The sequence below is a fragment of the Roseovarius aestuarii genome, assembly GCF_019966515.1.
GTDB classification, from domain to species: domain Bacteria; phylum Pseudomonadota; class Alphaproteobacteria; order Rhodobacterales; family Rhodobacteraceae; genus Roseovarius; species Roseovarius aestuarii.
This window is the reverse complement of sequence record NZ_JAIMIB010000001.1, coordinates 88,362-109,755: the sequence shown is the minus strand read 5'-3', so window position 1 is coordinate 109,755 and position 21,394 is coordinate 88,362. Positions and strand designations below refer to the sequence as shown.

Below are 21,394 nucleotides of genomic sequence, written 5' to 3'. Positions count from 1 at the left end.
TTGAGTCGCAGAGTTCAGGCTGTTTGTCACGTAAATAGTTGATATTGTTGGTAGCGGAGGAGGGACTTGAACCCCCGACACGCGGATTATGATTCCGCTGCTCTAACCGACTGAGCTACTCCGCCAAACCGAGCCGGTAGGTAAGACAGGTGATGGGCCGCGTCAAGTCTCAATCGCGGGGAAAAGTGGATGGTTGGTGGGCGAGGTGAAGGTCAATACCGACGACGGCGCGATTAGCAGCGCGCAGGTCATCACTGGTATTCCGCGCGCGGGCAGCTTGTTCTGGTGTTGAGCAGCAGGGTCAACCCCCAGAGGTGAGGATCACTTCGGTGCCGGAACTGGCGCATCTGGCCGCAATCGCGTCCGGCAGCGGGGCGTTGGTGACGATGGTGTCTATCTGATTGACCGACCCGATGCAGATCGGTGCGTTGCGGGTGAATTTCGAGGCATCGGCCAGCAGGATCGAGTGTCGCGCACGCGAAAGCGCGTGTTGGCTGACCATCACCTCCTGCGGGTCGTAGTCGAGCAGCTCACCATCATCATCGACGCCGGAGCAGCCGATGATCGCGATGTCGAACTTGAAACTGTCGAGGGATGCCGCGGCCATTTCTCCGACCAACCCGCCATCTGTGTGGCGAAAACTGCCACCGGTCAGAGTGGTTTGGCAATTCCTGTTCGCGCCCATGATCTGGGCCACGTTGATATTATTGGTCACGGTAATCAGGTTCTCGCGGCTGGTCAGTTCCCGCGCCAACGCTTCGGTCGAGGTGCCTATATTCATAAAGATACAGGCATTGTCAGGGATGAATTCCGCGGCCCGGCGCGCCATCGCCTCTTTTGCAGCGCTGTTAAGCTGACGGCGCTCTTCGTAGACGATGTTGCGGATGCCCGAGGGCAAGGTGGCCCCGCCATGCACCCGCGTTAGCCGCCCGGCATTGGCCAGATCGGTCAGATCGCGGCGGATGGTTTGCACGCTGACGCCGAAGCGCTCCGCCAGCCCCTCGACGGTCACCTTACCCTCGGCGCGGGCAATCTCAAGGATATCCGGATGGCGGAAGCTCTGTGGCATTTCGGGTTCCCTTAGGCACTGTATAGTCAAAGCGAAAGTAAACGAACGCGCGATATTGACAAGTTTTATGTTTTCAGAGATCAATGATGCTCTGAGCCGGGGGGCCATTCCATGTCTGCACTGTCACCCAATTGCGATGTCGATCTTTTTGTGATCGGCGGCGGCATCAATGGCTGCGGTATCGCGCGGGACGCGGCGGGTCGGGGGCTGCGGGTGGAACTGGCCGAGATGGGTGATCTGGCCTCGGCTACGTCCTCTGCCTCGACTAAACTCTTTCATGGCGGACTGCGCTATCTGGAATATTTCGAATTCCGGCTGGTGCGCGAGGCGCTGATCGAACGCGAGGTGCTGCTGCGCGCGATGCCCCATATCAGCTGGCCGATGCGCTTCGTGTTGCCCTATCACCGCGATATGCGCTTTGATGTGGAAACGCCGACCTCGCGTCTCTTAGGCCGTTTGATGCCCTGGATGCGCGGACGCCGGCCCGCCTGGCTTATCCGGCTCGGACTGTTTCTTTACGATCATCTGGGCGGGCGCGAGATTTTGCCTGCCACCAGCGTGGTCGATCTGGCAAGCGATCCGGTGGGGCGCCCGTTGCAGGAGCGATTTGCGAAAGCCTACGAGTATTCCGATTGCTGGATCGAGGATAGCCGTCTGGTGGTGTTGAATGCCCGCGATGCTCAGGCGCACGGCGCGCGGATCAATACCCGCACAAGGGTGACAAAGGCCGAACGTCGTCCGGATCACTGGGTGGTGCATCTTGATGGGGCCGATGGTACGCGACAGGTCAAGGCTCGCATGTTGATTAATGCCGGCGGGCCGTGGGTCAAAGATGTGATCGAGGACGTCGCCGGGATGGACGCAACCGCTGGCGTGCGTCTGGTGCGCGGCAGCCATATCGTGACCCGCAGGCTTTTTGATCATGACAAGTGCTATTTCTTTCAAGGCGAGGATGGGCGCATCATCTTTGCCATTCCCTATGAGACTGATTTTACACTGATCGGCACCACGGACGCCGAACATCGCGAGTTGCGCGAAAAACCTGCCTGTACCGAGGAAGAGGCGACATATCTGCGCAAATTCGCGGCCTCCTATTTCCGCAAACCGATCGAGGCTGACGATATCGTCTGGACTTACTCGGGGGTGCGACCGCTTTATGATGACGGTGCCAGTTCTGCGACTGCCGCCACGCGGGAATACGTGCTGAAGCTACGCCAAGAAGGCGGTGCGCCGATGTTGAATGTGTTTGGCGGCAAGATCACGACTTACCGCAAATTGGCCGAGGCGGCGATGGAGAAGATCGTGCCATTCTTTCCCGGGACGAAAGGACCTTGGACTGCAGGCGTGGCATTGCCGGGAGGGGATTTCCCGGTGAACGGGTTTGAGGCGCAGGTGATGTCACTGATGCAGGACTATCCGTTTCTGGAGCCGCGCCAGGCGCGCCGTCTGGTGCGCGCATATGGCACCGAAGCGCGGGAGCTGCTGGGTGATGCCAAAACCTCCGACGATCTGGGTCAAGATTTTGGCGCGAGCCTGAGAGCGCGCGAAGTACGTTGGCTGATGACCCGAGAATTTGCCCAAAACGCCGAAGATATCGTCTGGCGGCGCACTAAGCTGGGCCTGCGATTGAGTGCCGATCAGATTGCTGCGCTGGATGAGTGGATGCGCGAGGCGCACAACTAGCCCCTCGCGGTTATTGCCTTCTGCCGGTGCCATTGCCAAACTGTTCGAACAAAGCAGCAGGGGGCACGCGGTGACATATATATTGGCGATTGACCAGGGAACGACGTCCAGCCGGGCGATTGTCTTTGATGGCGAGATGCAGGTTGTCGCCGTGGCGCAGCAGGAATTTCCCCAACATTTTCCCGCCTCCGGCTGGGTTGAACATGCGCCCGAGGATCTGTGGGAGACCACGCTGAGCACCTGCCACGAGGCGATGGCACAGATTGACGGCAAGATCGCAGCGATCGGCATCACCAACCAGCGCGAAACGACGCTGGTCTGGGATCGTACGACCGGCGAGCCAGTGTATAATGCCATCGTCTGGCAGGACAGGCGCACCGCTGACTATTGCCGGGAATTGCGCAAAGCCGGGCATGGCGAGATGATCAGCGAACGCACGGGCCTGCTGGCCGATCCCTATTTCTCGGGCACCAAGCTGCGCTGGATCCTCGAAAACGTCGACGGCGCGCGGGCGCGGGCGGAAAAAGGCGAGTTGCTTTTCGGTACGGTCGACAGTTTCTTGATCTGGCGGCTGACCGGTGGGCAGGTACATGCCACCGATGCCACCAATGCGGCGCGGACCCTGCTTTATGACATTCGCGAGGGCTGCTGGAGCAGCACAATATGCGAGCTTCTGAACATCCCAATGCAGATGCTGCCAGAGGTGCGCGACTGCGCGGCGGATTTTGGCCAGACACAGGCTGATCTACTGGGGTACGAGATACCGATCCTCGGTGTTGCGGGTGATCAGCAGGCGGCGACCATCGGGCAGGCCTGTTTCAGCCCGGGCATGATGAAATCGACCTATGGCACGGGCTGTTTCGCACTGCTCAATACCGGTGACACGCCGGTTGCGTCCCAGAACCGTCTTTTGACCACCATCGCCTACCAGTTGGATGGCAATCCAACCTATGCGCTTGAAGGCTCGATCTTTGTGGCCGGGGCAGTGGTGCAGTGGTTGCGTGACGGGTTAAAGATTATTGAGGACGCGGCAGAAACCAAACCGCTGGCCGAAGCGGCGGATGACGAGCAATCCGTGGTGATTGTCCCGGCCTTTACCGGCTTGGGCGCGCCGTATTGGGACGCCGATTGCCGGGGTGCGATCTTTGGTCTGACCCGCAATTCTGGGCCAGAGGAGTTCGCCCGCGCGGCACTGGAAAGTGTGGGCTATCAGACCCGTGACTTGCTAGAGGCGATGCGCAATGACTGGCCTGGCGCCAGCGACCATGCGGTGCTGCGGGTTGATGGCGGGATGAGCGCCTCGGACTGGACGATGCAATTCCTGTCGAACATCATCAACGCCCCTGTCGACCGGCCGAAAGTGCTTGAGACTACGGCGCTTGGCGCGGCCTGGCTGGCAGGGATGCAGGCGGGTCTTTATCCAAAGCTGGAAGAGTTTAGACAAAGTTGGGCCTGTGACCGACAGTTCACGCCCGATATGGAAGAGGCAGCGCGCGAGCGCAAATATGCCGCCTGGAAGCGCGCCGTTGCCGCAACAATAACCTACTGAGAGCATAATCAGGCCAACATGCTGCTAGAACTCAAGCCGATCAAAGGATAAAGGCTTAGGCGCCCGATATGCGGGCTGGTATTTTCAGCGAGTGGATTTGACATGGCGGAAAAACTCTTTGGCACCGATGGGGTGCGCGGGCGCGCAAACAGCTGGCCGATGACAGCTGAGATGGCGCTGAAACTTGCCGCGGCTGCGGGCAGGTATTTCCGCCGTGATAAGAACGAGCACCGCGTTGTGATCGGTAAGGACACCCGGCTGTCGGGCTATATGATCGAAAACGCGCTGACGGCGGGATTCACCTCTACGGGTATGAACGTATTTCTTTTGGGGCCGGTGCCGACACCGGCCATCGGGTTTCTCACCCACTCCTTGCGCGCTGATCTTGGGGTGATGATCTCGGCCAGTCACAACCCGGCCTCGGATAACGGGATCAAGTTTTTCGGCCCGGACGGGTTCAAGCTGAGCGATGAGGCCGAGGGCGAGATCGTCCGGCTGCTGGAGGCGGGTGTGTCACCGGTGGCGCCCGAAAATATCGGCCGGGCCAAGCGAATAGACGACGTGCGCGGTCGCTATATCGAATATGCCAAAACCACCTTCCCGCGCGGCAAGCGGCTTGATGGGCTGCGCGTCGTACTGGACTGCGCCAATGGCGCGGCCTATCGCACTGCGCCCGAGGTATTATGGGAATTGGGCGCCGATGTCATCCAGTTAGGGGTGGAACCTAACGGGTTTAATATCAATGAGAATTGCGGATCGACCCATCCCGAGAAAGCGGCGCAGAAGGTGATCGAAACCCGAGCTGATCTGGGTATCTGTCTGGATGGCGATGCCGACCGGGTAATCCTGATCGACGAAGCGGGGCGTGTGTCGGACGGGGATCAGATCATGGGGCTTATTGCGTCGCGGTGGGCGCGCGACGGACGCCTGAGCGGTGAGACGCTGGTTGCGACGGTCATGTCGAACCTCGGCCTGCAACGCTATCTCGAAGATCAGGGGATCGGATTGGAGCGAACGGCGGTCGGCGACCGCTATGTCGTCGAAAAGATGCGTGAAGGCGGGTTTAACCTTGGCGGTGAGCAATCCGGCCATATCGTGATGACGGATTTTGCCACTACCGGTGACGGGCTGATCGGAGCGTTGCAGTTCCTGGCGGCTATGGTCGATACCGGTGAAAGGGCCAGCAAGCTTGCGCGGGTCTTCGAGCCGGTGCCGCAGAAACTGATCAATGTCACCTATGAGCAGGGTAAGGCCCCGCTGGAGGCGGATCGCGTGAAACAGGCAATCGCAGCGGGAGAGGCAGCACTGGGATCAAGCGGCCGCCTGCTGATCCGCAAGTCGGGCACCGAACCGCTGATCCGGGTTATGGGTGAAGCCGAAAATTTGCCGCTGCTGGACCAGGTACTCAATAGCGTGACCGAGGCCGTGCGCGGTGCTAGCTAGCGGTTTTGCGTCGCGACCCTGGACCGGGAATCATGTCCCCGCCAACACGTACTGACCCGTCAACAGGCTGATGCCTACATTTTTGGATCGCATCTTTACCGCAAATTCACCTTCGAACGCGCTTTGAGCGGCTTTTCCGGCCAATCTAGATTCAATTGAATGGAACTGCGTGTTTCTTGGCATTTCCTTAGTGAAATTGCTTCTTTTCTGTCGCAACACGAACAAGGAGCAGAACTGTGATAAGTATGCAGGAAATACGCCAGAGGGCCCAGACGGTCGCAATAAAACCCCCGGACTTCGCGAGTATTTTGATCGTTGATGATCAGCGATTTGACCGTGCGCGTCTCAGGCGCATGTGCAAGGAGCTTGAGTTTGACGTAACTATCTCTGAGGCCGATAGTCTTGAATCCTTAGGGACGGCGATGGGGCAAGATGCGTTTGATCTGATTTTCCTAGATTATCACATGTCGGATGGAAGCGGATTGCAGGCGCTGGATGCCATACAGTTTGATCCGCGTAACCGGAATGCAGCGACGATCATGGTCACCGGAGACGAGCAAACCGAAATCGCTATCAACGCGATGAAAAACGGCTGCAGCGACTTTCTGAAGAAGGATGATTTGTCGAACGCATCCGTCCGGCGCGCCGCCATTAACGCGCTTCAGAAAGCGAGCCTCAACCGAAGCCTTGAGACGCAACATGTGATGCGCAGCAAGGTCGAAGCGGTGCTTGATAGCTTTACTGAGGAATGCGCCAATGAACTAAAGCCTATGCTTTTCAAGATGATGCGGCACGTTCGTGATCTGTACACCATCAGAGATGATGATGTTAAATATCAGGCAACGATTCAGCAAATTTCCAATGCCTGTAACCGGCTGTTTGATTTCATGAACGATATCGACGATCAGGAACGCAAAGAGTTTTCACTGGTCGAAGTCGGTGAGGGTCCGGCATCCTCGGTGGAGAGCGAGGCGCTTGAGGAATTGCAGGGCGGCAGACCCCGCCTGTTCGGACGTCAACCCATACGGCCAAACTGACTTAGTTGATCACGCGACTGGGGCAACTGGATTGAGCGAGTGCGGCGGCACGGGAAACCGGTGCCACCGCCTCCACCTCATGGGTTTTGTTGCTTAGGACGGTGCTGGACGCGGGCGCATGGCTCATACGCTGTGCCCATCGCGCCGTTAGGCCGTCCGCGCTGGTTCGGGTTTTGCACTCTCACCTTCGACGGCAACAGGTTTTGCGCCGCTGGCCCCGGTGATCTGGCGCAGCATTGGCGCCAGCATTTGGTGCCGGAACACGAAGCCGTGGTCGAGAAGTGTCTTCGGCCGCACGTATTGCCCACTGAGCATGGTTTCGCGCGCCATATCACCCAGTCCCAGGCTCAGTATCCACGCGGGAAATCGCAGGAACAATGGACGATGCAACGCAGCGGCAAGATCGCGTGAAAACTGGGCATTGTGAACTGCCTTTGGCGCGACGGCATTGATAGGGCCGCCGATCTGCGGATTGCCGACCGCGAAGGCGATCACGCGGATCAAGTCATCATGCTCGATCCACGACATCCATTGCTGTCCGTCGCCGATGATACCACCGCCGCCGAACTCAAACGGGGTGAGCAGTCGCGCCAGCATGCCGCCATCAACGCCAAATACCAGGCCGATACGCAGCACCACCAATCGCACGCCGTGATCAGTGATCGGCAGCGCTGCCTTTTCCCACGCTGCACAGACGTCATGGGTAAAGGCCGGAGCCGGGTTCGATGCTTCGGTAAGCTCGGTGTCCCCTTGCGGCCCGTACCAGCCGATGGCCGAGCCGTTTATGAAGCATTCGGGCTTGTGGTGCAGCCGTGTGACCAGCGCTATCAACGCCTGAGTCATCTCGACCCGGGAGGCAATGATGCGTCTGCGCTTTGCCACCGTCCAAAGCCCGTTGGCGATGGGTTCCCCGGCTAGATTCACGATCGCGTCGAAATGATCTTCATTCTGGACCTGATCAAGGCGGGAGATGATCCTGACAGGATGCACAAGCGCGTCCGCTTTTCGCGGGTCGCGTGTCAGAACGGTGACATAATGTCCGGCGGCGACAAGCGCTTGTACCAGACGGCTGCCGACAAACCCGGTGCCGCCGGTGATCAGGATATGCTGCCGGGGTTTCAGCGCGGCGACCAGATCGGCCGGATCGCCCCGGTCAAGCCGGTCGCTGCGCGCCGCCGCCAGCAGATCGCGGGCACTGAACAGGCCAACACCGATGGCAGATGCCGTAGCCATCACGCTCCACCAGCTATAGCTTACGGGCACCATCTCAGACGGCAGGAACGCCCATTCCCAAAGATATGGCGTCGCGAGCGCAAGGATGGCGCCGTAGTTTAGGGCCAGAAGCGTATGGTTGATCCGCTCGGACGCCGGGAGTTTGCGGGTCAGATCCTCTTCGACAAAATCCCACAAGGTGATCAGAACCTCAGTGAGCAGAATACCCGCCAGGATCATCGTGAATACGCCATGCGGCTCGAACCAGGCAAGGCACAGGAAGATCAGCGCATAGAAGAAATTGCGCACGCCATGCAGGCGCAGCTCGTGTTTCTGCGAGGGCCGCCAGGCCAGTCGCTCGGTTCCTTCGTGATGCACCAGCGTGTCGAATGCGCCCATGAAAACCTGAACGGCAATCAGGGTCCAGAGAAGAGGGTTATCCATGACTTACTCCTTGGAATCGTTGAAGAGGGCGTCCTGGCGGATCAATTCTCCGAACAGGCGGTTTGTGAGGCTTAGGGAAAAGACGAAGCGGCCATCGCCCAGATCGTGATGTCCGATCACCAGCGCGCCGGGGCTGAGCAGACGCGGCAAGCGCAGCCGATATCCGAGAACCTGCAGGAAATAGTGATCGCTTTTGAAAAGCAACGCGTTGGCCTCGGCCTCGATCCGCAGGGCCATGCCGATGCCAAAGCCCACATATTCCTCAAGCCTGGTAGGACCAGAAAAACGTTTTAAGCTGTGGACGACCTGCGGGAAACTGGTCGCACGGCCATATTGGCGGATCCAGAATTGCCCGTCGCTCGTGGCATCTTCGGTCACGACCACGACCGCGGGTTGCCCGACCGAGGACAGATCATAGGGCAGTGGGGCGCCAACCAGCCGGGCGATTTGGGCCAGGCACTTGCCTGCCAGGTTCATTTTCATAGACGTGACCTTGCCCTGATAGGCTATGCTGGCGCCGCCGCTTAATCGTTTGCCAAAACGACGACGAATGGCGGCGGGTAGGCCGTTCCATGCCTTTTGGCCAAGCAGGGTGCTAAAGCGGCTATCTGCGTGCAGGGCTTTGGCGGGGGAGTTAGGGCACATCTTCATTATATCACTCATTCAGTATTGTCGTTTATTTCTGTATAAAGAGAAATTAAGGAGCAAAAAAAGGAGGGGTGACTACTCCGATTTCTTGCCAGCCAGTTTCAGCAGCGAAAACACCTTGTCGCCCATTTTCATCAAGGCGTTCAGTCTGGATTTGGGTACTGACAGCATTTGGCTGGACCAGTGGTCAGCGGTTTTCAGGAATTCCTGCATTTCTTTCATTCGGCTCAGAACAACCGGATTGAGATCAGGTTCGTCATCGGCCTGACGAATGCACATTTCAATTGCGGCCATCGCCGGATCAATCTCGCGCTCCTTGCGGCCCCGGGCGATCAGTATGGCCATTTCCCAGACATCGACCTCGGCGATGAAATGTTCACGTCGGTCACCGGCGACGGGCACCCGGCGGATGAGCTTCCAGCCCACAAGCTCTTTCAGGGAGTTGGAAACGTTTGACCGCGCGATCCCGAGAGCATCGGATATCTGTTCCGCGTTCATCGGGTTTATGCTTAGGAAGAGCAGCGCATGAATTTGCGCGACCGAACGGTTCACACCCCATTGCCCGCCCATGTCGCCCCAGTAAAGGATGAACTGATCCTTAGCGGTCGAATCTGATATGTCTTTAATTTCTGTCATAACAGAAATATCGGTTATTGCTGTATGAATGTCAAGTGACGGCACCTGCGCCACAAAAAAATGGCTGGAACCCCGTTTTCGGCTCTGCCCGAAAACCCAATAGGGTGGCCCGTCTCTTATCTATTTACAGTTCCGTCACCGTCCCGACGGCCAGTACGGCGCCGGTGGGCTGTCCGGTCGGTGATCCGCCCGGCGGTTCATCCGATATTGCCAACGTCAGGCTTGCCACATCGGCGCGGAATTCCTCGGGCAGGAGCAGGCCTGCGGTTTGGGTGTCGGGCAGTACGCCCAACGAAACCGGTGCATTACCCTCTGCAATCGCCCATAATTCCAGTGCGCGGCCGGCTGCGGCGGCACCGGCGGTACGATTGATCTGCAGTTCCCCTACTGTGCTGTCATACACCGCCAAAACCCGGAGGGACTGATCTTCCGCGGCGATTTCCGAAACATAAAGCGGGCCGCGCGCAGGCGTGTCGATGGGTCCGAACTGTACCACCTGCCAAGCGAAGAATCCTGCCAGCGCTAGCGAGGCAAAACTGAGCCCCTGCCACAATCCCAGTTTTTGCCAGAAGGGCACAGCGGACTCGGGCGCACCAAAGAGGCGTTGCATCAACTCGGCTTTGACAGCTGCCCTCGGGTTAACCGGCGCAAACTCCGTGTCCATGCCCGACAACCTCTCGGCCCAGGCGTTGACCTCTTTCATCAAATCAGGCTCATGCGCCAGTCGCGCCTCAAAGGCGCGCTCCTGGTCGGCGTCGAGCAGGCGCAGCACATATTCTGCCGCCAGCAGGTTGTCGTCGCGGTCGGGCGGATCAGCGTCGGTCATTGGTCCATACACTCCCTCAGACTGATCAGGCTGCGCCGCAGCCATGTCCGGATCGTATTGAGCGGCACGCTCAGTTTTTCGGACAGTTCTGCGTAGCTCAGGCCCTCAAGATAGGCGCCTCGAACCGCTTTGCCGCGCGGTTCCTCTAACTGATCCAGGCAGTGGTTGATGCGTCCAACTTCGCCGCTGGCGATTGCAACCTGTTCCGGTGTCGGCCCGGAAGAGGCCAGCGTTTCAACGACTCCATCGAGATCCTCGCTGTCGCGATGGGCGCGCAGCTTGTCGATGGCGGTGTTCCGCGCGATGGTGATCAGCCAGGTCATCGGGCTTGTGCCTTTGGTTGCGTATCTTTCGGCATGGCGCCAGATTTTCATATATGTCTCTTGCAGAGCATCTTCGGCGCCAGCCCTGTCATGTAAGATACGAAGGCAGACGCCAAAAAGTTTCGCATGCGTTAGATCATAGAGCCTGGAAAAGGCATGACGGTCCCCCAGAGAGGTTTTCCCGATCAGTGCTTCGATCTCTTCGAGTGAGCTCATCTGGGCATTCTCCTGCAAGCCGGTCGCGACGGAGCAAATACAAGTTTCAAAATAAGCCCTGCGCGTTGAAAACTGATATCCAATGACATGGATACGCAGCCGGGCGAGATCGGATCAGTTTTAGCTACGAAAATTGCGATCAGTGCGACAACCAACCGGCGCGCCTTTGGCGCAAGACATAGGCTGGCGTTCCGGCTACACGGCCTTTGGGGGACCTAACTCGGTCGCGTTTTGCCTGCGGGAACGGCGCGTTTGCTCTGTTTCTCGGGAAGTTAGAAGTGGCGGGACCGCGCGGACCGTGGGGTTATCTCATTCCCGAGGACCTGTATATACAGGTGGGCGCCGGGTAACCGGACCAGGGCCCGGACAGAGCCAGCTCCCTCGGAATTGCTTAAGGCCACCGGAATGCAACCGTTCACAAGAAGCGCAGAACCCGCCAGTTCCCTACCTAGTGTGTCCCTAGTCTGGCGGCAAGGGGTTGCAAATGTTCATCTTTTGTTCATAATTCCGGCATGGACGTTCTGAGCGATAAACTCCTGATGCCCGGGCAGATGCTGGCACGCGGTGTGTGCCGTCATTTACTTGAGTATGACTTTGTTTCGATTGAGGAATTCACACCCGAGCGGGGTAAGCGCGTTGATGTGATGGCGCTTGGCCCGAAGGGTGAGATCTGGGTGATCGAGTGTAAATCCAGCCGGGTGGATTTTACGTCGGATGCCAAATGGGAAGGCTATCTGGAATGGTGCGATCGGTATTTCTGGGCCGTGGATGAGGAGTTTCCGACGGACCTGCTGCCTGAAGGTACCGGTCTGATCATCGCTGACGCCTATAATGCCGAGATCATCCGCATGGGGTCGGAAACGCGGCTTGCGGCGGCACGCCGCGCCGTTCTGACCCGTAAGTTTGCCCGTCACGCAGGGCGAAGGCTGAAAGCGCTTCGCGATCCTGAATTATGATTTGCGGCTGTCGGCAATCTTCGCGGCGGAGAGAATTTCCGAGGCGATCTCCTCTGCTTCTTCGGGGGTGAAGTCCATTGGTATTTCAATGCTTTGCGCTTCGATGTAGAGGCGGACCATGCCTTGATCGGTAGGGCCGATCTGAAGATTTGCTTCGATGTCGCTTTCCGAATTGATGCCCATGGTGGCCTCCTTTGTCAGCGGTTCAGGTACTGGTTTTGCCGGTGTTTGGCAAGGCGTCAGCCCGGCCGGAAAATTCTGATTTTTACACTGGTTTTGCGGTGCATCGGGCTTGCATTTTGCCGGTTGAAAAGCTACATCGCCCAGTAGTGCCGCCTTAGCTCAGTTGGTTAGAGCGCTTGATTGTGGATCAAGAGGTCCCCCGTTCGAGCCGGGGAGGTGGTACCACCCTAAATTTTCGCTTAGTGTTCGATCGCGATGGTTTGACTCAAGTCGCCCGTTTTCTGATTGTATATCAGTATCTTGTTGCCGTCTGTTACCACCGCGTACCAGCCCTTTCCTTGGGTGAAGGCCGTAGCCACGCTGCCATCTGGCAGGGTGATCACATCGGGCAGATCCGCACTGAACGCATCCGAGAACTTGGTGACAAACAGCACCACGATCACTATGAAACCCAGAATCATCGTAACGGTCAGAACGGTGACCAGTATACGCAGATATTTCACCAGGGCCGGATCGACCGGTTGCGTCTCAGGGCTGTTATTCATGGGTTCCACACCGCTTCTCGTCCGGATCGCCGCCGATCCACCTGCGCGCCTTGATAAGGCGCTTTCGCGGGATGTGCCAGAGGCCGCAAGCCTGTCACGCACGCGGTTGGGCCGGCTGATCGCGGGCGGGCAGGTGGCGGTAAACGGTGCGCTAGTGACGGACCCCAAGGCCAAAGTCACAGAAGGTGACATTGCCGAAATCAACATTCCCGAGTCGATCGAAAGTCATATAGGCCCCGAAGACATACCACTCGATATCATCTTTGAAGATGACGATCTGATTGTGATTAACAAGCCCGTGGGTATGGTGGTGCACCCGGCGCCGGGAACGCCGGGCGGGACGTTGGTCAATGCGCTTTTGCATCACTGTGGTGATGATCTTTCGGGTGTGGGTGGGGCAAAACGGCCTGGAGTTGTTCACAGAATTGACAAAGATACCAGTGGCTTACTGGTGGTTGCTAAATCTGATCAGGCGCATCACGGATTGGCCGCGCAGTTTGAAGCCCATAGCGTTGAACGCTACTACCGCGCTGTTGTGTATGGTACGCCGGATGCCAGCGATCCGCGGCTGCGGGGCATCAGGGGCGTCAGTTTCGAGCCTGGCAACATCATGCGGATCACCACTCAACTGGCGCGGCACCGGACCGACCGGCAAAAACAGGCGGTGCGCTTCGAGGGCGGCCGTCACGCGGTAACGCGCGCGCGGATCGTTGATGCTTTTGGCCAACCCCAGGTGGCGGCCCTTATCGAATGCTGGCTTGAGACCGGCCGCACCCACCAGATCCGGGTACATATGGCGCATGCGGGTCATGGGTTGATCGGGGATTCGACCTATGGCGGGCGGCGAAAGTTGCCATTGAAATCTCTGTCGGAGGCGGGGATCGAGGCGGCGCGAAATTTCCCCAGACAGGCGCTGCATGCGGCAGTTCTGGGATTTGAACATCCTGTAACAAAAAAAGAAATTCGGTTCGAGGCGCCTATTCCGCAAGATATGGCCGATCTCATTACAGCGCTGAAAAGCTGAAGTTTTTCGCACTTCTGTGTGAAAATGCAGAGGTTGGTCTCGCAAAATGGCAACTGTGCATTCATAATTTGTTAAACTATTCAGTTCACGTGCCTTGAACGGGCATTATGGCGACCCTACATTGATGTTAACACCCTAAACATTGGGAGGGACAGAAGCTTGAGTAATTATAAGAATTTGCCGGCACCGACGCCCGAAGGCGGTTTGAACCGGTACATGCAGGAAATTCGCAAATTCCCGCTTTTGGAGCCGGAAGAAGAATATATGCTGGCCAAAGCCTGGGTCGAAAAGGAAGACACCGAGGCGGCGCATCGTATGGTCACGAGCCACTTGCGTCTGGCGGCAAAGATTGCCATGGGGTATCGCGGCTATGGGTTGCCGCAGGCCGAGGTGATCTCGGAGGCCAATGTGGGTCTGATGCAGGCGGTGAAACGTTTTGATCCGGAACGCGGTTTCCGGCTGGCGACCTATGCCATGTGGTGGATCCGTGCCAGCATTCAGGAATACATCCTCAGATCGTGGAGCCTTGTGAAACTCGGCACGACGAGCGCACAAAAGAAACTGTTCTTCAACCTGCGCAAAGCCAAGGCCAAGATCGGTGCCTTGGAGGATGGCGATATGCATCCCGATAACGTCAAGCAGATCGCGACCGATCTGGGCGTGACCGAGGATGAAGTGATCAGTATGAACCGCCGGATGTCCGGTGGGGATGCATCGCTGAACGCTACCGTCGGCTCCGAAGGCGAAGGGACCATGCAATGGCAGGATTGGCTGGAAGACGAAGATGCCGATCAGGCGGGCGACTATGAGGCGCGTGACGAGCTGGAGGCGCGGCGCGAGTTGCTGGCCGAGGCGATGGATGTGCTGAATGACCGTGAACGCGACATCCTGACCCAACGCCGGTTGAGCGACAAGACCATCACGCTAGAAGATCTGAGCGCCGAATACGACGTCAGCCGCGAGCGTATCCGCCAGATCGAGGTGCGCGCCTTTGAAAAGCTGCAAAAGCGCATGCGCGGATTGGCGCAGGAAAAGGGCATGCTGGCGAAGGCTTGACCCTTTAAGACGGCTGTATTTCAAAGTAACCTCTGCCGGGCAACCGGGAGAGGTTTTTTGATGTTCGATATGGGTAGGGTTTCGGCGATAAAGCGGGCCAGATTACAGGCCGTCCTGGTGTTCTGCCTGTTGTCGGTCGTCGCCTGTACACCGCGTTACGCAGCCAAACACGGACAACCGCACCCTTCGGCCACGATACAATCGATCTATGTGGCGACCACTCGATCGCTCGATGACACGGGGCCAGCCTTTGGGGCGGCCCGCGCCAAGAAACTGAATTACTTCCGGGCTGATATCTCTGTTCCGCCCACCCATGAAGTTGGGCAGATCGAGTGGGCAAAGAACGCGCCCGACGCCCGCACAGATTTCCTTTTGACCGATACGCTACGCTTCGGCAACGCAGGGGCGATGGCGCGGAGCGTTCAGCGGGCCACTCCGGGGAATGAGACCATGGTGTTTGTGCCCGGCTACAACAACACGTTGTCCGAAGCGATGTACCGACTAGCACAGATTCGTACAGATTTTGACCAGGGCAACCCGGCGGTTTTGTTCTCATGGCCGTCGGCGGGTGATCCGCGCGGCTATGTTTATGATCGCGACAGTGTGCTCTTTGCTCGGGACGATCTAGAACATGTGCTGCAGTCGCTGACGGCTGCGCCCGGCGAAAAGGTTTTTTTGTTGGCGCATTCTGTCGGCTCGCACCTGACGATGGAAGTGCTGCGTCAGGCCGCCCTGCGAGGGGACCGGCGTTTGTTGAACCGGATCGGTGGCGTTGTGCTGATGTCGCCTGATATTGACCCGGACCTTTTCCGCCGTCAGGCCGAGGCCATTGGAAAACTTCCGCAGCCGTTCCTGATTTTCACCTCGCAGCAGGATCGTGCATTGGGCCTTTCGGCATTGCTGAGTGGCCGCAAACCCCGGCTGGGGGTTGTCGATAGCCCGGAAGCGGTCGAGGGGCTGGGTGTGAGAGTGGTTGATTTTTCCGAAGTGTCAGACGGAAAAGGCCTGAACCACATTGTGCCCGTTACCTCGCCCGCTGCCGTGCAATTGCTGAAGGGTTTGATTTCACAATCCGAGCGGCAGGGCAGGTGGATGAACGACTTTATCGTCCTGCACAAGCAGCCCTAGTTTTCCATTTCTTCAAGCTGATCGATGAAGCCTGAAATCATGCTCAACCCCTTGTCCCAGAAGGTTGGATCCGAGGCGTCGAGGCCGAAGGGCGCCAGCAATTCCTTGTGGTGTTTTGAGCCGCCCGCTTTCAGCATGTCGAAATACTTGTCCTGGAAACCGTCTGGATTTTCCTCGTAAACCGCGTAAAGCGCGTTTACCAACCCGTCGCCAAACGCGTAGGCGTAGACGTAGAAGGGCGAGTGCACGAAGTGCGGGATATAGGCCCAGAAACGCTCGTAACCGTCCATGAACTCAAATGCGGGCCCAAGGCTTTCGGCCTGAACTGACATCCAGAGCGCGTTGATATCATCCGGTGTCAGCTCGCCTTCGCGACGGGCAGCGTGCAGTTTGCATTCAAAATCGTAAAACGCGATCTGGCGGACGACAGTATTGATCATATCCTCGACCTTGCCCGCCAGCAGGACCTTGCGTTCCTGATCGGTCTTGGCGTTATCCAGCATGGCGCGGAAGGTCAGCATCTCTCCGAACACGCTCGCGGTTTCGGCCAGGGTCAGCGGAGTTGACGACAGCAGCTCGCCCTGGTCGGCGGCCAGCACTTGATGCACGCCGTGGCCCAGTTCATGCGCCAAGGTCATCACATCGCGCGGCTTGCCCAGATAGTTGAGCATCACGTAGGGGTGGACATTGGTCACGGTCGGATGGGCAAAGGCACCGGGCGCCTTGCCAGGTTTTACGCCCGCGTCAATCCAGCCCTTGTCGAAGAAGGGCTGCGCCAGCTCACCCATGCGCGGATCAAATGCGGAATAGGCGTCCATCACGGTCTTGCGGGCGCCGGTCCAGTCGACGGTTTTAGTATCCTCGATGGGCAGGGGCGCGTTGCGGTCCCAGACCTGCATCACGTCCAGCCCCAGCCATTTGCGCTTAAGCTCATAATAACGATGGCTGAGTTTGGGGTAGGCGGCCACAACCGCATTGCGCAGCGCCTCGACTACCTCCGCTTCGACATCGTTGCTGAGGTGCCGGCCGGTCTGCGCTGTGGGCATCTTGCGCCAGCGATCAAGCACCTCTTTTTCCTTGGCGGCGGTGTTGTGGACGCGGGCGAAGATGCGGATGTTTTCGCCAAAGACCCGTGCCAGCTCACGGCTGGCGGCCTCGCGTTTGGCGCGGTCCTGTTTGGTGAGCAGGTTCAGCGTGGCTTCGATACCAAGCTCTTCGCCGTCAACCGTGAAGCTGAGACCGGCGATGGTTTCATCAAAAAGCCGCTCCCAGGCATCGCCCACAACGCCCAGATCGTGCAGGAGTTTTTCCAGTTCATCGCTCAGCTGATGCGGCTTCATCGCACGGATACGGTGGATCACCGGTTCGTACCGGGCGAGATCGGCGTTTTCGGCGTACATCGCTGTCAGGCGGTCTTCATCCAGACGATTCAGTTCCAGCGTGAAAAACACCAGCGGCGTGGTAAAATTGGTGATCTTTTCCTGGCAATCCGACAAGAACTTGGTGCGCCCGCCATCGGTAGTCAGCTGGTGATAGCGCAGCCCGGCATAGGACATGATACGACCGGCGATGTTGCTGATCTTCTCGTCGCGGTGGATGCATTGCAGCAGGCCCGCCGCATCGAGCGTGTCGAGTTTACCTTCGTAATCGGCAGCAAAGTCCGCGCAGGCTTTCTCCAGCCAAGCCAGATCGCGTTCGAGCTCGGGCGCGTCTTCGGAGGCATAAAGGTCGCTCAGATCCCATTCCGGCAAATCACCCAAACTCTTTCCACCGCTGGCGTCGGTGGCATCGAAAACGGGCTGAATTTTGCGCAACATATGCTTCTCCTATTGGCGTTTGATCTGACATAGGCGGGACCGGCGTGGGTCTCAACCCCGGTTAACCATATTGCGCCAGCATCTCCTTCAGATCACCGAGCGTATTGGCCTGTGCGGCGGATTTGTCGTGACGCCAGCGTGCCATCCGCGGGAAGCGCAAGGCGACGCCGGATTTATGCCGTTTTGATGCGGCGATGCCTTCGAACGCGATTTCGAACACATGCTCGGGCGTGACGTGCCGTACGGGACCAAACCGCTCGATCGTATTCTTGCGGACCCATGCGGTGATCTTGCGAAACTCGGCATCGGTCAGGCCGGAATAGGCCTTGGCAAAGGGCACCAGTTCGTTCCCGTTCCAGACCGCGAAGGTAAAATCGGTAAAGAGGTTGGCGCGTCGTCCGTGGCCTTGCTGGGCATAGATCATCACGGCGTCGATGGTCAGCGGATCAAGTTTCCATTTCCACCAGTCGCCCTTCTTGCGGCCCACGTGGTAGGGGCTCGCGCCGCGTTTAAGCATCAACCCCTCGGCGCGTTTGTCACGCGCGTCATTGCGCAGATCAGCCAACGCTGCCCAATCGTTATTCGGCAGCAAGGGCGCCAGTCGAACTGGCGCCTCGTCGGGCACCGTGCTGAGCAACCTCTCAAGCCGCGTGCGCCGCTCGGTAAAGGGATGGTCGCGCAGGTCCCGGCCGTCGTGTTCCAGCAAGTCATAGGCGATCAGCATGGCGGGCGCGTCTTTCAACAGCTTTTTCGGCACTGTCTTGCGGCCAATACGCTTTTGCAGATCGCTGAAGGGCAGGGGGGCGTCGGCGGTATGATCCCAGGCCAGGATTTCGCCGTCCAGAACTATGCCGTCGGGCAGATAATCGCAAAGCCGGGCGAATTCCGGAAAACGGTCAGTCATCAATTCTTCCCCGCGAGACCAGGTGAACTGCGTGCCACCGCGCCGGATGATCTGGCCGCGGATACCGTCCCACTTCCATTCGGCCAGCCAGTCCTGCGGCGGCCCCAGATCGTCGGGCACTCCCTCAAGTGCGTGGGCCAGGCAGAAGGGGTAGGGGCGCGAAAGGCCCGCAGACGGATCGGAGGCCATGATCAGCGCATTGTAGCTTGTCGTGTCGGGCTGCCAGTCCCCCATCAGGCGGTGTGCCAGTTCGGCCTCGTCCTGTCCGGTGGCTTGTGCCAGTCCGCGGGTCATCAGCTTGCGGCTGACGCCCAGACGAAACCCGCCTGTCAGCAGCTTGTTGAAGACCAGCCGTTCGGTGGTTTCCATCTGGTCCCATGCTGTAAGAATGGCGGCTTTTCGATCCTCTTCCCCGACGCGTTCCAGCGCGCGCAGATACGTGATCCAGTCCGACAGGCTCCGCCGCTGCATAGCCGAGGGCGGTGGCAGGACCAACGCGATGGTTTCCGCCAGATCACCAACGATGGGATAGCTTTCCTCGAAGAGCCAAAGCGGGATGCCCGCCCGTTCGGCGGCCCATTCGCGCAGTTTGGTGGTGGTGATTGCACGACGCGGGCGGCGGCCGGAAAAGAGCGCGATAGTCCAGAGCTTGTCGGCGTCAGGAGCGGTGGCAAAATAATCAGCCAGCGCCGCCACCTTGGCGCTGGTCTTGGTGGTCTGGTCGATGGCAGCATAAAGCGCGACAAAGCGTTTCATTCGGTATCCCCGTCATCAAGGGTTTCACCGGTGAATTCCGTCGGGACGATTTCAGCGTCATAGCCGCGCTCGCCCAGCCAGCGCGCGAAAATATCTGTGTACCCGTGCGTCACGAATATTTTTTCCGCGCCAGTCTCGGCGATGGCATTGTTCAGCCCGTCCCAATCCGCGTGATCCGACAGGACAAAGCCGCGATCTGCTGCACGTCGTCGGCGTACTCCCCTTAATCGCATCCAGCCCGAGGCGAAGGCTGTCGACTGGGCGCCGAAACGGCGTGCCCAGGTCGAACCGAGCGCCGAAGTAGGGGCTAGCACCAGTGCCCCGGGATACTGTTTGGGGTCGGTGTCGGGCGTCACATGAATAGTATCCGGAAGCGTAAGACCTTGATTGCGCATCACGATATTGGTGTTCTCAACCGCGCCGTGGGTCAGGATCGGGCCAATATTGGGGTCAAGCAAACCGAGGACACGCTGCGCCTTGCCAAGTGAATAGGCCCCCAGCAGGCTGGCACGCCCTTGGGCCCTGTTATCCGCCCACCACTGGTTGATCTCGTCTTTGATCACGTCGTCCTTGAGCCATTTGAAGACAGGTAGGCCAAAGGTGCATTCCGAGATGAAGGCGTGGCATTTCACTGGCTCGAACGGGGTTGAGAGCGCGTCCGGCGTGACCTTGTAATCACCTGACACCACCCAGACCTCGCCCGCGACCTCGACTCTGATCTGGGCTGAGCCGGGAACGTGCCCTGCCGGATGAAACGATACACTCGCTGACCTGATATCCTTTTTTTCACAATAAGTTATGGTCTCTAGTTCGATCTCGCCCAAGCGGTGCCGGATGATTGGGGCGGCGATGTCTGTGCTCAGATAGCGGGCGTGGCCGGGGCGGGCATGATCCGAATGACCATGGGTGATAAGTGCGCGATCAACCGGTCGCCAAGGATCGATATAGAAATCGCCAGCAGGGCAGTAGATGCCATTCGGGGTGAACGTCAGAACCATGATGCTAGGGTAGACCGTTTGTCGCAGATGGCCAGACTTGCGGTGGGCCGCTCGTTGCCTATGCTGATAGCGCAAACATTCGAAGAGGGCGGGATATGCGATTTGTGCGATATGGCGACGCGGGGCAAGAGAAACCTGGCGTTCTGGATACCCAGGGAAGGCTGCGTGATCTGTCGGAGCATGTGGGCGATCTGGCGGGCGATGTTCTGGCCGATTTGCCTCAAACCGATCCCGAAAGCCTGCCCCTGGTCGAGGGCAATCCGCGCCTCGGGCCGCCGATTGCTGGCACGGGCAAGTTTATTGGTATTGGTCTGAATTTTTCGGACCACGCGGCTGAGGCCGGGTTAAAACCACCGCCCGAGCCGATCGTTTTCATGAAGGCCACGTCGTCGATCATCGGACCCAATGACACTGTTAGCCTGCCGCGCGGATCGGCAAAATCGGATTGGGAGGTCGAACTGGGCGTGGTGATCGGAAAACGCGCGAAATATGTGAGTGAAGCGGATGCGCTGACCCATGTAGCAGGCTATTGCATCGTCAATGACGTGTCCGAGCGGCATTTTCAGACCGAACGCAAGGGCCAGTGGACCAAGGGTAAAAGCTGCGACACGTTCGGACCGATCGGGCCTTGGCTGGTGACACCTGACGAGGTAGCGGACCCGCAGGCGCTTGATATGTCTCTGGATGTCAGCGGTGAACGCATGCAGACCGGCAATAGTGGTGCGATGATCTTTTCTGTTGCTCAGATCATATCGTATCTGAGCGGGATGATGAGTCTTCTTCCCGGTGATGTGATCGCCACCGGCACACCGCCCGGGGTAGGAATGGGAAAAAACCCGCCCCGTTTCCTGCGCGCAGGCGACGTGATGACCCTAGAGATTTCCGGGCTTGGCCGCCAGCGGCAGACCGTGACGATGGATTCCTAGAAACCTCGGGACTGT

20 protein-coding genes and 2 tRNA genes are annotated in these 21,394 nt (G+C 58.4%); 10 read left to right on the top strand and 12 right to left on the bottom strand.

What is annotated here, in order from left to right; genetic code table 11:
• Positions 1-48: 48 nt before the first annotated feature.
• Both LC334_RS00525 and LC334_RS00520 read right to left on the bottom strand, forming a co-directional pair.
• Positions 49-125 (bottom strand) — tRNA-Met (locus LC334_RS00525).
• 176 nt (positions 126-301) lie between these two features.
• On the bottom strand, positions 302-1,069 hold the full coding sequence (locus LC334_RS00520) for a DeoR/GlpR family DNA-binding transcription regulator (RefSeq protein WP_085798288.1): 768 nt from the start codon (positions 1,067-1,069) through the stop codon (positions 302-304).
• A gap of 111 nt (positions 1,070-1,180) precedes the next feature.
• On the opposite strand from LC334_RS00520, the gene glpD reads away from it, so the two are divergent.
• The 4 genes from glpD (at position 1,181) to LC334_RS00500 (ending at position 6,781) form a co-directional block, all read left to right on the top strand.
• Positions 1,181-2,752, top strand: a complete 1,572-nt coding sequence (gene glpD / locus LC334_RS00515) for a glycerol-3-phosphate dehydrogenase (RefSeq protein ID WP_085798287.1) — start codon at positions 1,181-1,183, stop codon at positions 2,750-2,752.
• A gap of 70 nt (positions 2,753-2,822) precedes the next feature.
• On the top strand, positions 2,823-4,301 hold the full coding sequence (glpK, locus tag LC334_RS00510) for a glycerol kinase GlpK (protein ID WP_085798750.1): 1,479 nt from the start codon (positions 2,823-2,825) through the stop codon (positions 4,299-4,301).
• Positions 4,302-4,403: 102 nt separating this feature from the next.
• Complete coding sequence (glmM, locus tag LC334_RS00505) at positions 4,404-5,744, top strand: phosphoglucosamine mutase (protein ID WP_085798286.1); 1,341 nt, start codon at positions 4,404-4,406, stop codon at positions 5,742-5,744.
• Positions 5,745-5,989: 245 nt separating this feature from the next.
• Positions 5,990-6,781 carry a response regulator gene (locus LC334_RS00500; RefSeq protein ID WP_085798285.1) on the top strand — a complete coding sequence of 264 codons (792 nt, stop codon included), beginning with the start codon at positions 5,990-5,992 and terminating at the stop codon, positions 6,779-6,781.
• A gap of 147 nt (positions 6,782-6,928) precedes the next feature.
• On the opposite strand, the gene LC334_RS00495 is transcribed toward LC334_RS00500, so the two are convergent.
• From LC334_RS00495 to LC334_RS00475, 5 genes are all read right to left on the bottom strand, one after another.
• The gene (locus LC334_RS00495; protein ID WP_085798284.1) at positions 6,929-8,437 is read right to left on the bottom strand and encodes a TIGR01777 family oxidoreductase; all 1,509 of its coding nucleotides are present in this window, start codon (positions 8,435-8,437) and stop codon (positions 6,929-6,931) included.
• A 3-nt stretch (positions 8,438-8,440) separates the two neighbouring features.
• The gene (locus LC334_RS00490) at positions 8,441-9,100 is read right to left on the bottom strand and encodes a DUF4166 domain-containing protein (protein WP_217809093.1); all 660 of its coding nucleotides are present in this window, start codon (positions 9,098-9,100) and stop codon (positions 8,441-8,443) included.
• 60 nt (positions 9,101-9,160) lie between these two features.
• Positions 9,161-9,721, bottom strand: a complete 561-nt coding sequence (locus LC334_RS00485; protein ID WP_085798283.1) for a GbsR/MarR family transcriptional regulator — start codon at positions 9,719-9,721, stop codon at positions 9,161-9,163.
• A gap of 124 nt (positions 9,722-9,845) precedes the next feature.
• Positions 9,846-10,547 carry an anti-sigma factor gene (locus LC334_RS00480; protein ID WP_085798282.1) on the bottom strand — a complete coding sequence of 234 codons (702 nt, stop codon included), beginning with the start codon at positions 10,545-10,547 and terminating at the stop codon, positions 9,846-9,848.
• Positions 10,544-11,086, bottom strand: a complete 543-nt coding sequence (locus LC334_RS00475; RefSeq protein WP_085798281.1) for a sigma-70 family RNA polymerase sigma factor — start codon at positions 11,084-11,086, stop codon at positions 10,544-10,546. The genes LC334_RS00480 and LC334_RS00475 overlap by 4 nt, the downstream gene beginning before the upstream one ends.
• Positions 11,087-11,598: 512 nt before the next feature.
• On the opposite strand from LC334_RS00475, the gene LC334_RS00470 reads away from it, so the two are divergent.
• On the top strand, positions 11,599-12,042 hold the full coding sequence (locus LC334_RS00470) for an MmcB family DNA repair protein (RefSeq protein WP_085798280.1): 444 nt from the start codon (positions 11,599-11,601) through the stop codon (positions 12,040-12,042).
• Here the strand turns inward: LC334_RS00470 and LC334_RS00465 are convergent.
• Positions 12,037-12,225 (bottom strand): DUF6324 family protein, encoded by a 189-nt coding sequence (locus LC334_RS00465; RefSeq protein WP_085798279.1) that lies wholly within the window; start codon positions 12,223-12,225, stop codon positions 12,037-12,039. The two genes, LC334_RS00470 and LC334_RS00465, sit on opposite strands and share 6 nt — an antisense overlap.
• Before the next feature lie 148 nt (positions 12,226-12,373).
• Here LC334_RS00465 and LC334_RS00460 point away from each other — a divergent pair.
• A tRNA-His gene (locus LC334_RS00460) sits at positions 12,374-12,450 on the top strand.
• A gap of 14 nt (positions 12,451-12,464) precedes the next feature.
• Here the strand turns inward: LC334_RS00460 and LC334_RS00455 are convergent.
• Positions 12,465-12,770, bottom strand: a complete 306-nt coding sequence (locus LC334_RS00455; RefSeq protein ID WP_085798278.1) for a DUF6476 family protein — start codon at positions 12,768-12,770, stop codon at positions 12,465-12,467.
• On the opposite strand from LC334_RS00455, the gene LC334_RS00450 reads away from it, so the two are divergent.
• From LC334_RS00450 to LC334_RS00440, 3 genes are all read left to right on the top strand, one after another.
• Entirely contained in the window at positions 12,769-13,794 is a 1,026-nt protein-coding gene (locus LC334_RS00450) for an RluA family pseudouridine synthase (RefSeq protein WP_085798277.1), read from the top strand. The genes LC334_RS00455 and LC334_RS00450 overlap by 2 nt on opposite strands.
• A gap of 159 nt (positions 13,795-13,953) precedes the next feature.
• Positions 13,954-14,850, top strand: coding sequence for an RNA polymerase sigma factor RpoH (rpoH, locus tag LC334_RS00445; RefSeq protein ID WP_085798276.1), 897 nt, complete (start codon positions 13,954-13,956; stop codon positions 14,848-14,850).
• Positions 14,851-14,910: 60 nt separating this feature from the next.
• Positions 14,911-15,978 (top strand): alpha/beta hydrolase, encoded by a 1,068-nt coding sequence (locus LC334_RS00440; protein ID WP_223412829.1) that lies wholly within the window; start codon positions 14,911-14,913, stop codon positions 15,976-15,978.
• On the opposite strand, the gene LC334_RS00435 is transcribed toward LC334_RS00440, so the two are convergent.
• The 3 genes from LC334_RS00435 to LC334_RS00425 all read right to left on the bottom strand — a co-directional run bounded on the left by LC334_RS00435 (position 15,975) and on the right by LC334_RS00425 (position 20,453).
• On the bottom strand, positions 15,975-17,795 hold the full coding sequence (locus LC334_RS00435; protein ID WP_085798275.1) for a M3 family oligoendopeptidase: 1,821 nt from the start codon (positions 17,793-17,795) through the stop codon (positions 15,975-15,977). The genes LC334_RS00440 and LC334_RS00435 overlap by 4 nt on opposite strands.
• A 61-nt stretch (positions 17,796-17,856) precedes the next feature.
• Complete coding sequence (locus LC334_RS00430) at positions 17,857-19,455, bottom strand: ATP-dependent DNA ligase (protein WP_085798274.1); 1,599 nt, start codon at positions 19,453-19,455, stop codon at positions 17,857-17,859.
• Positions 19,452-20,453: a ligase-associated DNA damage response exonuclease gene (locus LC334_RS00425; protein WP_085798273.1), complete on the bottom strand. Its 1,002-nt coding sequence runs from the start codon at positions 20,451-20,453 to the stop codon at positions 19,452-19,454. Before LC334_RS00425 ends, LC334_RS00430 begins: the two co-directional genes overlap by 4 nt.
• A 95-nt stretch (positions 20,454-20,548) precedes the next feature.
• Here LC334_RS00425 and LC334_RS00420 point away from each other — a divergent pair, with 95 nt between their 5' ends.
• Positions 20,549-21,379 (top strand): fumarylacetoacetate hydrolase family protein, encoded by an 831-nt coding sequence (locus tag LC334_RS00420; protein ID WP_085798272.1) that lies wholly within the window; start codon positions 20,549-20,551, stop codon positions 21,377-21,379.
• Positions 21,380-21,394: the final 15 nt, after the last annotated feature.